The 17,134-nt window shown below is 73.2% G+C and carries 13 protein-coding genes; 3 read left to right on the forward strand and 10 right to left on the reverse strand.

The features are described from left to right. Positions 1-6: 6 nt before the first annotated feature. Complete coding sequence (gene abc-f, locus AB0398_RS32240) at positions 7-1,698, forward strand: ribosomal protection-like ABC-F family protein (RefSeq protein WP_366379216.1); 1,692 nt, start codon at positions 7-9, stop codon at positions 1,696-1,698. Here the strand turns inward: abc-f and AB0398_RS32245 are convergent. The 10 genes from AB0398_RS32245 to AB0398_RS32290 form a co-directional block, all read right to left on the reverse strand. After that, on the reverse strand, positions 1,688-2,680 hold the full coding sequence (locus AB0398_RS32245) for a Gfo/Idh/MocA family oxidoreductase (protein ID WP_366379217.1): 993 nt from the start codon (positions 2,678-2,680) through the stop codon (positions 1,688-1,690). The two genes, abc-f and AB0398_RS32245, sit on opposite strands and share 11 nt — an antisense overlap. Positions 2,681-2,728: 48 nt before the next feature. Further along, the gene (locus AB0398_RS32250; RefSeq protein WP_366379218.1) at positions 2,729-4,162 is read right to left on the reverse strand and encodes an NDP-hexose 2,3-dehydratase family protein; all 1,434 of its coding nucleotides are present in this window, start codon (positions 4,160-4,162) and stop codon (positions 2,729-2,731) included. Next, positions 4,152-4,934, reverse strand: a complete 783-nt coding sequence (locus AB0398_RS32255) for an alpha/beta fold hydrolase (protein ID WP_366379219.1) — start codon at positions 4,932-4,934, stop codon at positions 4,152-4,154. Before AB0398_RS32255 ends, AB0398_RS32250 begins: the two co-directional genes overlap by 11 nt. Beyond that, positions 4,931-5,524, reverse strand: a complete 594-nt coding sequence (gene rfbC, locus AB0398_RS32260) for a dTDP-4-dehydrorhamnose 3,5-epimerase (RefSeq protein WP_366379220.1) — start codon at positions 5,522-5,524, stop codon at positions 4,931-4,933. The genes AB0398_RS32255 and rfbC overlap by 4 nt, the downstream gene beginning before the upstream one ends. Further along, positions 5,514-6,554, reverse strand: coding sequence for a dTDP-glucose 4,6-dehydratase (gene rfbB, locus AB0398_RS32265; protein WP_366379227.1), 1,041 nt, complete (start codon positions 6,552-6,554; stop codon positions 5,514-5,516). Before rfbB ends, rfbC begins: the two co-directional genes overlap by 11 nt. Before the next feature lie 52 nt (positions 6,555-6,606). Next, complete coding sequence (gene rfbA, locus AB0398_RS32270; RefSeq protein WP_366379228.1) at positions 6,607-7,512, reverse strand: glucose-1-phosphate thymidylyltransferase RfbA; 906 nt, start codon at positions 7,510-7,512, stop codon at positions 6,607-6,609. 55 nt (positions 7,513-7,567) lie between these two features. Continuing rightward, positions 7,568-8,707 (reverse strand): DegT/DnrJ/EryC1/StrS family aminotransferase, encoded by a 1,140-nt coding sequence (locus AB0398_RS32275; RefSeq protein WP_366379221.1) that lies wholly within the window; start codon positions 8,705-8,707, stop codon positions 7,568-7,570. Then, complete coding sequence (locus AB0398_RS32280; RefSeq protein ID WP_366379222.1) at positions 8,704-9,150, reverse strand: FdtA/QdtA family cupin domain-containing protein; 447 nt, start codon at positions 9,148-9,150, stop codon at positions 8,704-8,706. The genes AB0398_RS32275 and AB0398_RS32280 overlap by 4 nt, the downstream gene beginning before the upstream one ends. Before the next feature lie 53 nt (positions 9,151-9,203). Continuing rightward, positions 9,204-10,478, reverse strand: a complete 1,275-nt coding sequence (locus tag AB0398_RS32285) for a cytochrome P450 (RefSeq protein WP_366379223.1) — start codon at positions 10,476-10,478, stop codon at positions 9,204-9,206. Between the two features lie 76 nt (positions 10,479-10,554). Further along, a complete protein-coding gene (locus tag AB0398_RS32290; RefSeq protein WP_366379224.1) occupies positions 10,555-11,784 on the reverse strand; it encodes a macrolide family glycosyltransferase in 1,230 nt (409 codons plus the stop codon). A gap of 295 nt (positions 11,785-12,079) precedes the next feature. On the opposite strand from AB0398_RS32290, the gene AB0398_RS32295 reads away from it, so the two are divergent. Next, positions 12,080-13,291 carry a cytochrome P450 gene (locus AB0398_RS32295; protein WP_366379225.1) on the forward strand — a complete coding sequence of 404 codons (1,212 nt, stop codon included), beginning with the start codon at positions 12,080-12,082 and terminating at the stop codon, positions 13,289-13,291. A 97-nt stretch (positions 13,292-13,388) separates the two neighbouring features. Beyond that, on the forward strand, positions 13,389-17,134 hold a 3,746-nt coding region (locus tag AB0398_RS32300), incomplete at its 3' end, for a beta-ketoacyl synthase N-terminal-like domain-containing protein (RefSeq protein ID WP_366379226.1).

Consider the following 17,134-nt stretch of genomic DNA (forward strand, 5'->3'; position numbering starts at 1 on the left):
ATGCGCATGTCCTCGCCCACGGCATCTCGGGCGCATTCCCAGCTCACGCTGGAGGAGGTCACCAAGCGGTACGACGAGCACGTCGTGCTCGACCGGGTGTCCCTCACCGTCAAGCCGGGTGAGAAGGCCGGAGTCATCGGCGACAACGGCTCCGGCAAGTCCACCCTGCTCCGGCTGATCGCCGGGGTCGAGGCCGCGGACAACGGCGAGGTGACCGTCACCGCCCCCGGCGGCGTCGGCTACCTGCCGCAGCGCCTCGACATGCCGGCCGGAGCCACCGTCAGAGATGTCCTCGACCGCGCCTTCGCGGACCTGCGCGCCCTGGAGAAGCGGCTCCACGAGGTCGAGGACGAGCTGGTGGACGACGACCCCCGGCTCCTCGCCGAGTACGGGGACCTGCTCGCGGAGTTCGAGGACCGCGGCGGCTACGAGGCCGACGCCCGGGCGGACGCGGCCCTGCACGGCCTCGGCCTGCCCGGTCTCGACCGGGACCGCCCGGTCGACACCCTCTCCGGCGGCGAGCGCTCCCGGCTGGCCCTGGCCGCCACCCTGGCCGCCGCCCCGGAGCTGCTGCTCCTCGACGAGCCCACCAACGACCTGGACGACCAGGCCGTGGACTGGCTGGAGAAGCGGCTCCAGGACCACCGGGGCACCGTCGTCGTCATCACCCACGACCGCGCCTTCCTGGAGGCCGTCACCTCCGCCATCCTGGAGGTCGACCCCGACCGGAAGACGGTCAACCGGTACGGCAACGGCTACCAGGGCTACCTGACCGCCAAGGCCGCCGCCCGCGCCCGCTGGGAGCGGGAGTACGAGGAGCACCTCGCCGAGATCGAACGGCAGGAGACCCGGGCCGCCAACGCGGGCCGGATGCTGGCCACCATCGCCAAGAAGGGCCCCTGGGCCTTCAGCGGCTCCGAGCACCACCGGGCCCGCTCCTCCTCGTCCTCGACCTCCAGCAAGGCCCGCAACGCCAACGAGCGGCTGAACCGGCTCCACGCCGACCCGGTGCCGAAGCCGCCCGAGCCGCTGCGCTTCACCGCCGACATCGCGGCCGGCGACGGCACCGACGGGACCACCGGGGCCGACGGGGCCGTGGAGACCCCCAAGGCGCCCGAGGGCCCGCTCACCGAGGTCTCCGGGCTGCGCGTCGACGGCCGGCTCGCGCTCGACTCGCTGTCCCTCGCCCACGGCGAGCGGCTGCTGATCACCGGCCCCAACGGCGCGGGCAAGAGCACCCTGCTCCGGGTGCTCGCCGGCGACCTGGAGCCCGACGCGGGCACCGTGCGCAGGGCCGCGCGGATCGGCTGGCTGCGCCAGGACGAACTCCCCAAGCACCCCCGGCGCTCGGTGCTCGCGGAGTTCGCCGAGGGCCGCCCCGGCCACGCCGACGAGTACGCCGAACAGCTCCTGTCCCTGGGCCTGTTCCGGGAGTCCGAGCTCGAACTGCCCGTCGGCTCCCTGTCCGTGGGCCAGCGCCGCCGCATCGACCTGGCGCGCCTGGTCACCCGGCCCGTGGACCTGCTGCTCCTCGACGAGCCCACCAACCACCTGTCCCCGCTGCTCGTCGAGGAGCTGGAACAGGCCCTGGCGGACTACACGGGGGCCGTGGTGACCGTCACGCACGACCGGCGGATGCGCAGGGCCTTCCGCGGCTCGCACCTCGAACTGAGCGGGGGGACCGCCGTCACCGCCTGATCCGGACCGCCGCCGCGCGGATCCCGTCCAGCAGCCCGGCCTGCCGCAGCGACTCCCCGTCGAGGAGCGGCAGGCCGGGCCGCCGCGCGTCCGGGGCGCGCACGGCCCCGGCGAAGAACCGCAGCACGGCCTCGAAGTGGTCCTCGGCCGGCACCCGGATCTCGGTGTGCCCGGTGCCGGTGGCCAGCCGGAGCACCGGCTCGTGGTCGGGCGCCGTCGTGTACACGTGGTCCACGGACAGGGTGCCGGCGCTGCCCTGGATCTCGTACCAGGACCGGTAGTGGTGCTCCATGCCGAACCGGATCTGCGCCACCGCGCCGCCGGGGGCGGCGAGCAGCGCGGCCCCGGACACGTCCACGCCGTGCGCCTCGTCCACGCGCAGCACGGCCCCGGCCACGGTCAGGTCGCGGCCGAGGAGGCGCAGGGCGGCCCGCAGCGGGTAGACCCCGCTGTCGAGCAGGGCCCCGCCGCCGGTCTCCGGGTCGTAGCGGGTGTCGCCCGGCGGGCGCGGCGGGATGGTGAACGCGGCGGAGACCGCGCGGACCTCGCCGAGGACCCCGTCCGCGAGGAGGCCCTCGACCCGCCGCTGGGTGCCGTGGTGGAGGAACATGAAGTTCTCCAGGAGCACCAGGCCGCGCTCCCGCGCCAGCCCGTACAGGGCCTCGGCGTCCGCGCCGCGGGTCGCGAGCGGCTTCTCCACCAGGACGTGCTTGCCGGCCCGCAGGGCCCGTTCGGCCCAGGCGGCGTGGTGCAGGGTGGGCAGGCAGAGGTAGACGGCCTCCACGTCGGCCCGCCCGAGCAGTTCCTCGTACGAGGACGCCGGGACGCCCCCGAACCGGTCCGCGAACGCCGCGGCCCGCGCGGGGTCCCGCGCGGCCGTGGCGGCCAGTTCGAGGCCGGGGGTGCGCAGCAGCGCGGGCAGGGTGCGGCGGGCGGCGATGTCGCCGCAGCCGAGGAGACCCAGGCGCAGGGGAGCGGGCATGACGTCCTCGGAGCAGGGGGGAGGAGGGGGAGGGGCGGCGGTCGGTGCTCAGTACAGGGTGTGGGCGCAGACGACAAGCGTGCGCAGCTCGACGTTGAGGTAGTTGCCGTGCGCCATCAGCTCGGTGAGCTGGGCGAAGGTCAGCCAGGCGTAGTCCCCGGGCACGTCCTCGCGGAACTCCCCGGGCACCTCGACGATCGCGTACCGGTTCTCCGCGTGGTAGAAGCGACCGCCCTCCTCGGACTGCACCGCGTCGTAGCGGAACCGCTCCTTCGGGGCGGTGAGGACGTCGGCGAGGAAGGGCGGGTACGGGTCGGTCCCCGGGCCCGTGTGGTCGGCCGGCCGGCAGTGCACGGTCGGCGCCAGCTCGGCCACGTTCAGGTGTCCGACGTCGACGCGGGCCTGCACCAGGGCGTGCAGGACGCCGCCGATCCGCTTGACGACCAGGGCCATCAGGCCCGGCACCTGGGGCTGGATCAGCGGCTGGGTCCAGGAGGCGACCTCGCGGTTGCTGGCCGAGACGTCGGCCCCGATCACCCGGAACCGGCGTCCGCCGGAGTGCGCGATCTCCTCGTCCGTGAACGTCCAGCCGTCCTCGGCGACCTCGGCGAGCGGCACCCGGCGCTGGACCAGCTCGCGCAGCGCCCGGATGCCGGTGAGCCAGCTCAGCACCTCGGACGTGTCGTGCACCGAGGGCGCGGACGCGTCGTGGAAGGAGCGCAGGACGGGGTCGGAGGCCGTGCCGTCCGGTTCGGCGCCGACCGTGGGCAGGCAGGCCAGGATGGAGCGGGTGTCCATGTTGACCACGTTGTCCAGCCGCAGCAGCCGCAGCAGCTGACCGAAGGTCAGCCAGCGGAAGGTGTCGCCGGTCTCCCCGATGTCGGTGTCCCCGTCGACCTCGACGATCATGTTGCGGTTGCGCTTGGCGAGGAACCAGTCGGCCTGCTCGGACTGGAGGACGTCCACGAGGACCCGTGCCCGGCCGCGCTCCAGGAACAGGTCGAGGAACGGGATGCCGCGCCCCTGGTGGACGCCGGTGAAGTTGCTGCGGGTGGCCTGCACGGTGGGGGAGAGCTGGAGGGTGTTGATGTTGCCCGGCTCCATCTTGGCCTGCATCAGGAAGTGCAGGACGCCGTCGATCTCCTTGGCGACGATGCCGAGCAGGCCGACCTCCGGCTGCACGATGATCGGCTGTTTCCAGCCCCGCTCCGGCAGCCCGTCCGCGGTGACGTGCAGGCCCTCCACGGCGAAGAAGCGGCCCGACTCGTGGCGCAGGTCGCCGTCGCCGTCGAAGGACCAGCCGCGCAGCGCGGCGAACGGCACCCGGGTGACCCGGAAGCGGCCCGCGCGGGTCCGCTCGGCCAGCCAGCCCGGCACCCGGTCCACGGGCATGGCCGCGCTGTCGGGGGTGCGGGCCGACACCAGCAGGCGGCGCGCGGTGTCCGCACGGTCTGCGGCCCGGGCCAGGGTGTCAGCGGACATGGTCCAGCGCCTCCTCGATGATGTGGCGGACGTTCTCCGGGTGCTCGTCGAGGAAGAAGTGCCCGCCGGGGAGCACGTGCAGCTCCACCAGCCCCCCGGCCACCTCGGACCAGCGCCGCGCGTCGTCGACGGACACGTTGGGGTCGGCGTCCCCGGTGAGCACCGTCAGCGGCACGGACAGCGGCGTTCCGACGAGGTGCCGGTAGGAGCCCGCCATCCCGTAGTCGTTGCGGAGCGCCGGCAGCACCATCCGCAGCAGCTCCTCGTCCCGCAGCAGCTCGGGGTCGGTGCCCTGCAACGCGGCGATCCGGGCGATCAGGGCCCGGTCGTCGAGCAGGTGGGCGGTGTCCGTGCGCGGCACGGTGGGCGCCCGGCGGCCCGAGACGAACAGGTGGACGGGCTTCTCGCCGAGTGCGGTCAGCCGGCGCGCGGTCTCGTACGCGAGGGTGCCGCCCAGGCTGTGCCCGAACAGGGCGAAGGGGCCGCCGGTCCACTCGCGCAGCTCCGGCAGCACCGCCTCGACCAGGGCGTCGACGGTCCTCACGAAGGGCTCCCCGCGCCGGTCCTGGCGGCCCGGGTACTGCACCGCGAGCACCTCGACGCCGGCGCCGGCGAGACCGGCGGCCAGGCCCAGGTAGGCGGTGGCCGAGCCGCCGGCGTGCGGGAAGCACACCAGCCGCACGGCCGGGTCGGCGACGGGCCGGTAGCGGCGCAGCCACACGCCGGACGGGGAGGACGGGGCGGCGGCGCCCCGGGTGGCGGGAACGGTCACGACCGGATCAGCTCCCCGTCCGCGGGTGCGTACCGGGGCAGCCGGCCGGAGGCCACCACCTCGGCGAGGGAGGGCGCCGCCGCGTCCTTCGCGGAGCGCACGGGCGGCTCCGCGAGGTCCCACGGCAGGCCGAGTTCGGGGTCGAGCGCGTCCAGGTCGACCATGGCCCCGGGCACGTACTCGGCGGACAGCAGGTAGTTGACGCAGGTGCCGTCCGCCAGGGAGAGGAAGGCGTGGCCGATGCCGCCGGACATGAAGAGGGCGACGCCGTCCTCGGCGTCCAGCCGGTTCACGGCGTGCCGGCCGAAGGTCGGCGACCCCTCGCGGAGGTCGACCATCACGTCAAGGATCGCGCCCCGCACGCAGGTCACCAGCTTCCCGGCGCCGGCGGGCACGTCGTTGCAGTGGATGCCGCGCAGGACGCCGCGCCGCGAGACGGAGTTGTTGACCTGGCGGACCTCGAAGGGCAGCCCGGTCGCCGCCGTCAGCTCGCCGGGCCTGGCGGCCTCGTAGAAGTGGCCGCGCTCGTCCTCGAACCGCTCCGGGAGCAGCCGGTACGTGCCGGGGATGCCGGTCTCGTCAATGCGCACGGGCACCTGCCGACCGCTCCGCGCCCCGCCCGGCGGCGTTCGCGCCCGGGAGCGCGGCGCGCTCCTTCAGCGGCTCCCACCACGCGCGGTTCTCCCGGTACCAGGCCACCGTGGCGGCCAGGCCCTCGGCGAAGGGCACCCGGGGCGCGTAGCCCAGCTCGCGGGAGATCTTGGAGACGTCCACCGAGTAGCGGCGGTCGTGCGCGGCCCGGTCCGCGACCCGCCGCACCGCCGACCGGTCCCGGCCGCACAGGTCGAGGAGCCGTTCCGCCAGCTCCAGGTTGGTCAGCTCGGTGCCGCCGCCGATGTTGTAGACCTCGCCGGCCCGGCCCTTCGCGGCGACCAGGGCGATGCCCCGGCAGTGGTCGTCGACGTGCAGCCAGTCGCGGCTGTTGAGGCCGTCGCCGTAGAGCGGCACGTCGAGCCCGTCGACCAGGCGGGTGGTGAACAGCGGGATCGCCTTCTCCGGGAACTGGTACGGCCCGTAGTTGTTGGAGCAGCGCGTCACGCACACCTCCAGGCCGTGGGTGCGGTGGAAGGCCAGCGCCATCAGGTCCGAGGAGGCCTTGGAGGCCGCGTACGGCGAGTTGGGCAGCAGCGGGTGCTCCTCCGGCCACGAGCCCGCGTCGATCGACCCGTACACCTCGTCCGTGGAGACGTGCACGAACCGTCCGACGCCCGCGTCGACGGCCGCCTGGAGGAGGGTCTGGGTGCCGAGGACGTTGGTGCGCACGAACTCCGAGGCGTCGGCGATCGAGCGGTCCACGTGCGACTCGGCCGCGAAGTGCACCACCAGGCCGGTCCCGGCCGTCAGCCGCCGGACCAGCTCCGCGTCGCAGATGTCGCCGTGGACGAACTCCAGGTCCGGATGGTCGCGGACCGGGTCGAGGTTGGCGGGGTTCCCCGCGTAGGTGAGGGCGTCCAGGACCACCACCCGCGACCCGTCGAGGTCCGGATAGGCCCCGGACAGCAGTTCTCTGACGAAGTGCGAGCCGATGAAGCCCGCACCTCCGGTCACCAGGACGCGCATCTCCAACAGGCCTTTCCGGGGAAGGGGGCGGGACGGTGGGTTCGGTGGGCGGTCAGGCGGCCGAGGAGTCGGCGGCCGGCCCCTCCGCGGCGGTCCGGCGGGCGATCTCCCGCACGTAGTCGCCGTAGCTGGAGGCCCCCAGGTCGCTGCCGAGGGCGAAGCACTGCTCCGGGCCGATGAAGCCCATCCGCAGGGCGATCTCCTCCACGCAGGCGATCCGCTCGCCCTGGCGCTGTTCGAGCAGCTGCACGTACTGCCCGGCCTGCAGGAGCGAGTCGTGGGTCCCCATGTCCAGCCAGGCGAACCCGCGGCCCAGCGTGTTCAGCCGGGCCCGGCCCTGGGCCAGGTACGCGCGGTTGACGTCGGTGATCTCCAGCTCGCCGCGCGCCGACGGCGTCAGCCCCCGGGCGATGTCCACCACGTCGTTGTCGTACAGGTACAGGCCGGTGATCGCCAGGTTGGAGCGCGGCTTGACCGGCTTCTCCACCAGGGAGAGCAGGGCGCCGTCGGAGTCGATCTCGCCGACCCCGTACCGCTGCGGGTCCTTCACCGGGTAGCCGAACAGCTCGCAGCCGTCCAGGCGGGCCGCGGCCTGCGCGATCATCTGCGAGAAGCCGGGGCCGTGGAAGACGTTGTCCCCGAGGATCAGCGCCACGCGGCTGTCGCCGATGTGCTCCTCGCCGATGAGGAAGGCCTCCGCGATGCCGTGCGGCTCCTCCTGCTGCGCGTAGCTCAGCCGGATGCCGAGCTGCCCGCCGTCGCCGAGCAGCGCGCGGAACATCTCCAGGTGGTCCTTGGCGGAGATGATCTGGATGTCGCGGATGCCCGCCAGCATCAGCACCGACAGCGGGTAGTAGATCATCGGCTTGTCGTACACCGGCAGGAGCTGCTTGGACAGCGCGCCGGTCAGCGGGCGCAGCCGGGTGCCGCTGCCGCCGGCCAGGATGATGCCCTTCATCGGACGGCGGGAGGCGGGATCGCCGAGCGCCGAGAGGGTCGGGGCCTTCGGGACGTCAGACATGGCTGTTCTCCGTGGCGTGACGGACCGCCTCGACGACGGTCTCCGCGTCCCGCGCGGTCAGCTGCGGGCCCATGGGCAGGCTCAGCACCTCCGCCGCCAGCCGCTCGGAGCGGGGCAGCGGCGGGTACGGGCCGTCCGCGTAGGCGCCGGACCGGTGGACGGCGATCGGATAGTGGACCAGGCTCTCCACCCCGGCCTCGGCCAGGGACCGCCGCAGCTCCTCGCGGCGCGCGGTGCGCAGCACGTACTGGTGCCAGACGGGCTCGGCCCAGGACCGGACGGCCGGCGGGACCACCCCCGGCAGACCGGAGAGGCCCTCGGCGTAGCGCGCGGCCACCGCGTCCCGGCGCGCGTTCCACGCGTCGAGGTACGGCAGCTTCGCCCGCAGCGCCGCCGCCTGCACCTCGTCGAGCCGGGAGTTGGTGCCGCACACCTCGTGCTCGTACTTCACGCGCGAGCCGTAGTTGCGCAGCAGCCGGATCCGCCCGGCCAGCTCCGGATCGGAGGTGACCACGGCGCCGCCGTCGCCCAGCGCGCCCAGGTTCTTGCCCGGGTAGAAGCTGAACGCCGCCGCGTACCGCGAGCCGATCCGCCGGCCCTTGTAGCGGGCCCCGTGCGCCTGCGCCGCGTCCTCCACGACCGGGATGCCCCGGGGCGCGGTGACGGCCTCGACCGCGTCGAGGTCCACCGGGTGCCCGTAGGTGTGCACCGGCATGACCGCCCTGGTCCGCGGGGTGATCGCGGCCGCGAGGCGGTCGGGGTCGATCAGGTACGAGTCGGCCTCCGGCTCCACCGGGACGGGACGGGCCCCCGTCGCCGACACCGCGAGCCAGGTCGCGATGTACGTGTGCCCGGGGACGACCACCTCGTCGCCCTCGCCGACGCCCAGCGCCCGCAGCGTCAGCTCCAGGGCGTCCAGGCCGCTGCCGACGCCCACGCAGTGCGCGTTCTCGCAGTACCGGGCGTACTCCTCCTCGAACGCCTCCAGCTCGGGACCGAGCAGATAGCGCCCCGAGCGCGACACCCGCAGCAGGGCGGCGTCGATCTCGGCCTGCACGCCGTCCAGGGCGTGCAGGTCCCGCAGGTCGTGGAAGGCGACGCGGGCCGCGCGCTCCGGCGCCGGGGCCGTCACCGTGCCCTCCGCGCGTCCCGCAGGAACTCGTCGTAGTCGCGGTAGTAGTCCGACTCGTCGTAGTGCAGCGAGGCCAGGACCACGCTGACCGCGTCCGGTGAGAAGTCGCTCAGGTTCCGCCACACCATCGGCCCGATGTACAGGCCCCGGCCGGCGTCGTCGAGGCGGTACTCCGCCTGGTTGACCCCGTCGTCCACGGTGATGGTGAAACTGCCGTGGACGGCGATGACGAGCTGCTCCAGCGCCCGGTGCGCGTGCCCGCCGCGCGACGAGCCGGTGTCCAGGTCGTGCAGGTAGTACACCCGCTGGATCGGGAAGCCCGCCGTCCACTCGGACTCGACGACGGACAGGTTGCCCCGTGCGTCGTTGTGCTGCTCCAACTCGATGAGGGCGCAGGGCTTGACCCTGCCCACCTCCGGTTCTGTGGTGATGCCCACCGCCATGCGATCGCGCTCCCTGGTTGCCCTGTCCGGCCGGTGTCTCGGGCGCGGCTGGATCAGCCGCGGACGACGGAGACGGGGAGGTGACGGGCGGTCAGCTGATCCGCCTCGTAGAACTCCGCCCGGTCGAGGTGGACCTCGAACGACGCGAAGGCGTCGAAGGCCAGGTCGAGGAAGACCTTCGCCTCCATGCGGGCCAGGAAGGCGCCGAGGCAGTGGTGGATGCCGTGCCCGAAGGCCATGTGCTTGTTCGCGGTCCGGCGGACGTCGAAGACGTCCGGGTCCGGGAACTGCCCGGCGTCGCGGTTGGCCGAGGCGCTCCACGCCGTCACCATCTGGCCGGCCTTCATCGGGACGCCGAGGATGTCGGTGTCCTCCTTCAGCAGCCGGAAGATGTTGTTGAAGGGGCTGCGGTAGCGCAGCGTCTCCTCCACCGCGCCCGGGATCAGCGAGCGGTCGGCCCGCAGCTCCGCCTGCGCCCCCGGGTGCTGGTCGAGCACGATGAACAGGTTGCTCAGCAGCGTCGCGCTGGAGATGTGGCCCGCCGTGAGCAGCAGCGCCACGATGTTGACGATCTCCTCGTCGGTGAGGCGGCGGCCGTCGACCTCGGACTCGATGAGCCCGCTCATCAGGTCGTCGGACGGCTCGGCCCGCTTCTCGGCGATCTTCGCGTACAGGTACGCGGCCCACTCCTTGATGGCGGGGCCCATCGTCTCCGCGAAGTCATCCGGCAGGTTCGGGTACTCCATGCCCTCGTTGTTGAGGATGACGTCGACCCACTCGCGGAACAGGTCCTGGTCCGAGGCCGGGACGCCCAGCAGCTCGGCGATCACCGTCACCGGCAGCGGGTACGCCAGGTCCGTCACCGCGTCGATCTCGGTGCGGTCGCCGAGGTCGTCGAGGAGCTTGCGGGTGATCTCCGCGATGCGCGGCTCCAGCGCGGCCATCCGGCGCGGCGTGAACGCCTGGCTGACCAGCTTGCGCAGCGGGCCGTGCTTCGGCGGGTCGATGCCGCCGAAGGTCCCCGGACCCATCAGCAGCGCCAGCTCCTCCGGCACCGGGAAGACCGGCGAGAAGTCCGAGGAGAAGAGCTGCGGGTTGGTGGAGACGGTGTTGTAGTCCTCGTACGAGAACACCTGCCACGCGAAGCGTGTCGAGTCCCAGAAGACGGGGGCCTCGGCGCGGCAGCGCGCGAACCACGCGAGCAGCCCCTCGGCGTCGGCCCCGGCCGGCTGCGCCAGCGGGTGCGGCGCCTCCTCGGTCTCCGGGGTGTCCACGGTCACGGCGTCCGCTGCCACGGTCTCCGTGGCCTCGGCGATCTGTGTCGTCATGTCGGCTTCCTCAGCTGGGATTCGGCAAGAAGTCTGGAAGGGCGGGGACGGGAGCGGGACAGGCGTGCGGAGCGGCTCAGCCGGCGGCGGGCGCCGGCACCAGGAGCCGCTCGACCGCGTCGGCGGCCGCGGCCGGACCGCCCGCGGACTCGATCTCCCGCCGCAGCCACGCCACCCGCTCGGCGACCGACCCGTCGGCGGCCAGGGCGAGCACGGTCTCGCGGACCTTCTCCGGGGAGACGTCCTTGCGCAGGATCTTGGCGCCCACGCCCAGCTGCTCCACCCGGGTCGCGGTCGCGTGCAGCTCCGCCATCTGCGGCACCGAGACGACCGGGACGCCCTCGGAGACGGCCTGGAGCACCGTGCTCGTACCACCGTGGTTGATCATCAGGGACGCGTGCTTGAGCACGGCGCCCTGCGGCACGAAGGAGTGCACCCGCACGTTCGGCGGCAGCTCGCCGAGACCGCCCTCCGCGACCCCGCCGGCGTGTGCGATCACCACGTCCCAGTCCAGGCCCGCGAAGGCGTCGACGCAGGCGCGGAAGAACTCCGGCTGCTTGTTGTACAGGGTGCCCAGGCTGATCAGCGCGAGCGGACGGCCCGTGCCGGGCGCCTCCCAGTCGCCGTGGAAGCTGTTGTCGCTCGTGCACGGGCCGACGAAGGCGACCTCCTCGCCGAAGGTCTCGCCCGCGTACTGGAACGCGCGCGGCAGGTAGACCAGGGCGGGACCCGAGTGCACGTCCTCCGCGAACTCCCCGATGCTCTTCTCGACGCCGTGCTCCGCCAGCAGCCCGGCGACGACCCCGAACAGCTCCCCGGTCTCCGGGTCCTGCTGCTGCTCCTCCGCCGTGTCGACCGGCGGGTGCAGCGACCAGTGCTCGTTCGCCACGTACGTCGGCGTGCTGCGGATGACCGGCACGCCCCACTTCGCCGCCAGGATCGCGCCGCTCCAGAAGGACGACGGGTCGCACACGAACACGTCCGGCCGGCCCCCGGCCTCGAAGTGCTCCTCGAACCGCGGAAGCGTCTGCCGGGTGAGCTCCAGCATCCACTTCATCATGTTCACGAACTCCTGCTGGTCCGTGTACTCGGCGGAGTCCTGCTGCGGCACCATCGTGGCCAGGAACCGGTCCTGGTCCATCGGATAGGGGACGAACTCCGCCCCCGTCGCGAGCACCCGCTCGCCGTAGTTCTCGGACAGGGCGTAGGTGACCCGGTGGCCGCGCGCGACGAGCTCCCGCGCGACGGACAGCGTCGGATTGACGTGACCGGCCGCGGGGAGGATGAAGAAGGCGATATGCGCCATCGGAGCAGCCTTTCGAGCAAAACGGATACGGCTTTTCGATGCAACGGGAAATTAAGGGCTCCCGCCTGCACGGCGCAAGGGGCGACCTGACACAGTCGCACGCGGTTCTCCAGCCTCGCCCGGCCCTGTCGCGCCCTGCTCGAACCGCTGTCGCACACCGCTCGTACACCGCTAAGAACCGGCTCGAATTTCCTGGCCGATTCGCGACGGCTCGGCACAATCGAAAAGCGCGCCGGTGGCAGCGGCGCGGTGCTGCTGTTCGGTGTCAGGGTCCGCGTACAGAGGAGATTCCGCCATGACCTGCCCTCATGCCGTCGCCGGATCCGTCCGGACGTATCCGTTCGGCGACCGAGTCGACCTCGCGCTCGACCCCGCCTACGCCGAGCTCCGGTCCGGCGAGCCCGTGGCACGGGTCCGCATGCCCTACGGCGGCGAGGCGTGGCTCCTCACCCGGCACGCGGACATCAAGAAGGCCTCGGCCGACCCCCGGCTCAGCATGCACGCGGGCGCCGACAAGGACGTGCCCCGCGCCGCCCCCCGCGGACTCGACTCCGTCGGCCTCATGGGCATGCCGCCCGAGGCCCACGCCCGGCTGCGCCGGCTCGTCTCCCGCGCCTTCACCGCCCGCCGCGTCGCCGCGATGCGCCCCCGCATCGCCGAGATCACCCACGCCCTCGTCGACGACCTGATCGCCGACGGCGGCCCCGCCGACCTCGTCGAGAAGCTGGCGCTGCCGCTGCCCACCGCGGTCATCTGCGAGATGCTCGGCATCCCCCACGCGGACCGGCACGTCTTCCGGACCTTCACCGAGGCCCTGATGTCCGCCAGCCGCTACACCGACGAACAGGTCGGCCAGGCGGCCGAGGAGTACGCCGACTACCTGCGCGGATACGTCGCCAAGCGGCGCGAGCGGCCCGAGGACGACCTGCTCAGCGCCCTCGTGGAGGCCCACGACGAGGGCGAGCACCTCACCGAGAACGAACTCCTCATGCTCACCGGCGGCATGCTCATCGGCGGCCACGAGACCACCGCCAGCCAGATCGCCGGCCATGTCCTCGTCCTCCTCCAGGACCGCGGCCGCTACGAACTCCTCCGCGCCCGCCCCGAACTCGTGCCCGCCGCCGTGGAGGAGCTGCTGCGGGTCGTCCCGCTGTGGAACAGCGTCGGACCCACCCGCGTCGCCACCGAGGACGTCGAGATCGGCGGCGTGACCATCCGCGCCGGCGAGGCCGTCGTCTACTCCCTCGCCTCCGCCAACCACGACGAGACCGTCTTCGCGGACGCCGCCGGCGTCGTCCTCGACCGCGAGCCCAACCAGCACCTCGCCTTCGGCCAGGGCCCCCACTTCTGCCTCGGCGCCCCGCTGGCCCGCGCCGAACTCCAGTGCGCCCTGGAAGCCCTCACCACCCGCCTGCCCGGACTGCGCCTCGCCGTCCCTGCCGACGAACTCGCCTGGCACCCGGACATGCTCGTCCGCGGACTCGTGGAGCTCCCCGTCACCTGGTGACGCAGTTCCGTCCCCGACCGCCCCGGCCCCTTTTCCCGCCGGGCCCGTCGAACCGCTCGTGGATTTTCCGCACCTCCTCTCTGGCCATGGAGAATTGATGACCCCCAAGAACGGTGAAAAGCTCGTGGGCGACAACGACATAGCCGTCGTGGGGATGGCGTGCCGACTTCCCGGAGCCGACACGCCCGAGGAATTCTGGAACCTCCTCCGGAACGGAGAGAACAGCGTCTCCCGGCAGGAGGACGGCACCTGGCGGGCCGCCCTGGAGAACCACGCGGAATTCGACGCCGAATTCTTCGGCATGAGCCCCGCGCAGGCCGCCGCCACCGACCCGCAGCAGCGCCTCGTGCTCGAACTCGGCTGGGAGGCCCTGGAACACGCCGGGATCGTCCCCGCCCGGCTCTCCGGCACCCGCACCGCCGTCTACGTCGGCGTCGCCTCCGACGACTACGCGGCCCTCGCCCACGGCGCCGGCGCCACCGGCGGCTACAGCGCGGCCGGCCTGCACCGGGCCATGACCGCCAACCGGCTCTCGTACCACCTCGGACTGCGCGGCCCCAGCATGGCCGTCGACACCGCCCAGTCCTCCTCGCTCGTCGCCGTCCACCTCGCCTGCGAGGGGCTGCGCCGGGGCGAGAGCGACCTCGCCGTTGTCGCCGGCGTCAACCTCGTCCTGTCCGACCACAGCACCACCACCATGGAGCTGATGGGCGCCCTCTCCCCGGACGGGCGCTGCCACACCTTCGACGCCCGCGCCAACGGCTACGTACGCGGAGAGGGCGGCGTCTGCGTCGTCCTCAAGCCGCTGCGGCGGGCCCTCGCCGACGGCGACCGCGTCCACTGCGTCGTCAAGGGCGGCGCCGTCAACAACGACGGCGGCGGCCCCAGCCTGACCACCCCGCACCAGGACGCCCAGGAGGCCGTCCTCCGCGAGGCGTACGCGCGTGCCGGCGTCCGCCCCGGGGACGTCCGCTACGTCGAACTCCACGGCACCGGCACCCGCGCCGGCGACCCCGTCGAGGCCGCCGCCCTCGGCGCCGTCCTCGGCACCGCCCGCACCCCCGGCGCCCCGCTCGCCGTCGGCTCCGCCAAGACCAACGTCGGCCACCTCGAAGGCGCCGCCGGCATCGTCGGCCTCCTCAAGGCCGCGCTCGCCGTCCGCGAGGGCGAACTCCCGCCCAGCCTCAACTACGCCACCCCGAACCCCGACATCCCGCTCGACGAACTGAACCTCACCGTCCAGACGGAGCTGCGGCCCTGGCCGGCGGAGGAAACGGGGAAGGCGGAGGCGGAGGGGAAGGCGGAGGCGGGGGCCGGTGGCACCCGGGCGCCGCGCCGGGCCGGCGTGTCCTCCTTCGGCATGGGCGGCACCAACGCCCACCTCGTCCTGGAGCAGGCCCCGGCCCCGCACCCGGCCGAACCCGCCACCCGCACCCTGCCCGTCCTCCCCCTCGTCGTCACCGGCCGCACCGCGGAGGGCCTGCGCGACCAGGCCGCCCGGCTCAGCGCCCGCGTCGAACACGGCCCGGAGCTCGACCTCCTGGACGTCGCCTGGACCCAGGCCGCCGCCCGCACCGTCTTCGGCCACCGCGCCGTGGTCCTGGCCGGCGACCGCGAGGAACTCCTCACCCGCCTGGAACGCTCCGCCGTCCACGGGGTCGCGGGCGAGACGGGCCGCCGGGTGCTGGTGTTCCCGGGGCAGGGGACGCAGTGGGCGGGGATGGGTGCGGGGTTGTTGGAGACCTCGCCAGTGTTCGCGGCGCGTCTGCGGGAGTGTGCGGAGGCGCTGGCGCCGTTCGTGGACTTCGACGTGGTCGAGGTGGTGCGGACCGGGGCTTCTCTCGACCGGGTGGACGTGGTGCAGCCGGTGACGTGGGCCGTGATGGTCTCGCTCGCGGAACTGTGGCGTTCGCTCGGGGTCATTCCGGACGCGGTGGTCGGTCACTCGCAGGGCGAGATCGCCGCCGCCGCCGTGTCCGGGGCGTTGTCCCTGGAAGACGCGGCCCGTGTCGTGGCCCTGCGGGCCGGGGTGATCGGTCGTGAGCTGGCCGGCCTGGGCGGTATGGCGTCGATTCCACTGCCGCGCGTACGGGTGGAGGAACGCCTCGCTTCCGGTGAATGGGCTGGTCGTCTGAGTGTCGCGGCCTTCAACGGCCCCTCCAGCACCGTCGTCGCCGGTGACGCCGACGCGATCGTGGAGATCGTGGCCGCGTACCAGGCGGAGGAGATACGGGCCCGTCAGGTGCCGGTGGACTACGCCTCGCACTCCGCGCACGTGGAGCGGATCGAAGCCGAACTGCTCGACGTCCTGGGACCGATCCAGCCGCGCCGCTCGGAGATCCCCTTCTACTCCACGGTGACCGGCGAACTGGCCGACACCACGACCCTCGACGCCTCCTACTGGTACCGCAACCTCCGCCGGACCGTCCGCTTCGAAGACACCGTCCGGCTGCTGCTCGACGACGGTTTCGGGACCTTCGTGGAGTCCAGCGCCCACCCCGTCCTCGGCATCGGCATCCACGAGACCGCCGACACCGTGGGCCTCGACGTGCTCACCAGCGGCTCGCTGCGCCGCCAGGAAGGCGGCCTGGAGCGGTTCCTGACCTCGGTCGCCGAGCTGTTCGTCCGGGGCGTCGACATCGACTGGTCGGTCCTCTTCGACGGCACGGGGGCCCGTACGGTCGACCTGCCCACGTACGCCTTCCAGCGCACCCGCCACTGGCTCACCGAGACCGGCGCGGAGGAGCAGGGACCGGCGGCCGATGCCGACGAGACCCTGCTCAGCCGTGAGCTGCGCGGCCGTTCCGAGGCCGAACAGCTCGATTACGTGCTGGAGCTGGTGCGCGTCCACGCCGCCGCCGTGCGCGGCCGGGCCACCGGCGACTCGATCGCACCCGAGAAGACCTTCAAGCAGCAGGGCTTCGAGTCCGTCAACGGCATCGAGCTGCGCAACCGGCTGCGGGCCGCGACCGGCCTGCGCCTGCCCACCACCCTGATCTACGACTGCCCGACCCCGCTGGCCGTCGCCCGGCTGATCCGCGACGCCGCCGCCGAGGCCGCCGCCACGGCTCCGGCTCCGGCCCCGGCCCGTCGCGAGCAGCCGGTCCCCGGCCGGAACGACGAGGACGCCGTCGCGATCGTGGGGATGGCGTGCCGTTTCCCGGGTGGGGTGGGTTCGCCGGAGGGATTGTGGGAGTTGGTGGCGTCGGGGGCGGACGCGGTGTCGCCGTTCCCGGGGGACCGGGGCTGGGACGTGGAGTCCCTGTTCGACCCGGAGCCGGGTACTCCCGGGCGTTCGTACGTGCGTGAGGGAGGCTTCCTCCACAGCGCGGGCGAGTTCGACGCCGGGTTCTTCGGCATCTCACCGCGTGAGGCGGTGGCGATGGACCCGCAGCAGCGCCTGCTGCTCGAAACGTCGTGGGAGGCGCTGGAGCGGGCCGGGGTTCCGGCGGACTCGCTCAAGGGCTCCCGCACCGGCGTCTTCGTCGGCGCCATGACCCAGGAGTACGGTCCGCGCCTCTACGAGAACGCCCAGGGTTACGAGGGCTACCTGCTCACCGGCAACACGGCCAGCGTCATGTCCGGCCGCATCTCCTACGCGCTCGGTCTGGAGGGTCCGGCGGTCACGGTCGACACCGCCTGCTCCTCGTCCCTGGTCGCCCTCCACCTCGCCGCCCAGGCCGTGCGGTCGGGGGAGTGCGACCTCGCCCTGGCCGGCGGCGCCTCGGTGATGGCGAGTCCGGGCATGTTCGTGGAGTTCTCGCAGCAGCGGGGTCTTGCGTCGGACGGCCGGTGCAAGGCGTTCGCGGAGGGCGCGGACGGCACGGGCTGGGCCGAGGGCGT

The organism is Streptomyces sp. NPDC086147, assembly GCF_040702165.1.
Lineage (GTDB): Bacteria > Actinomycetota > Actinomycetes > Streptomycetales > Streptomycetaceae > Streptomyces.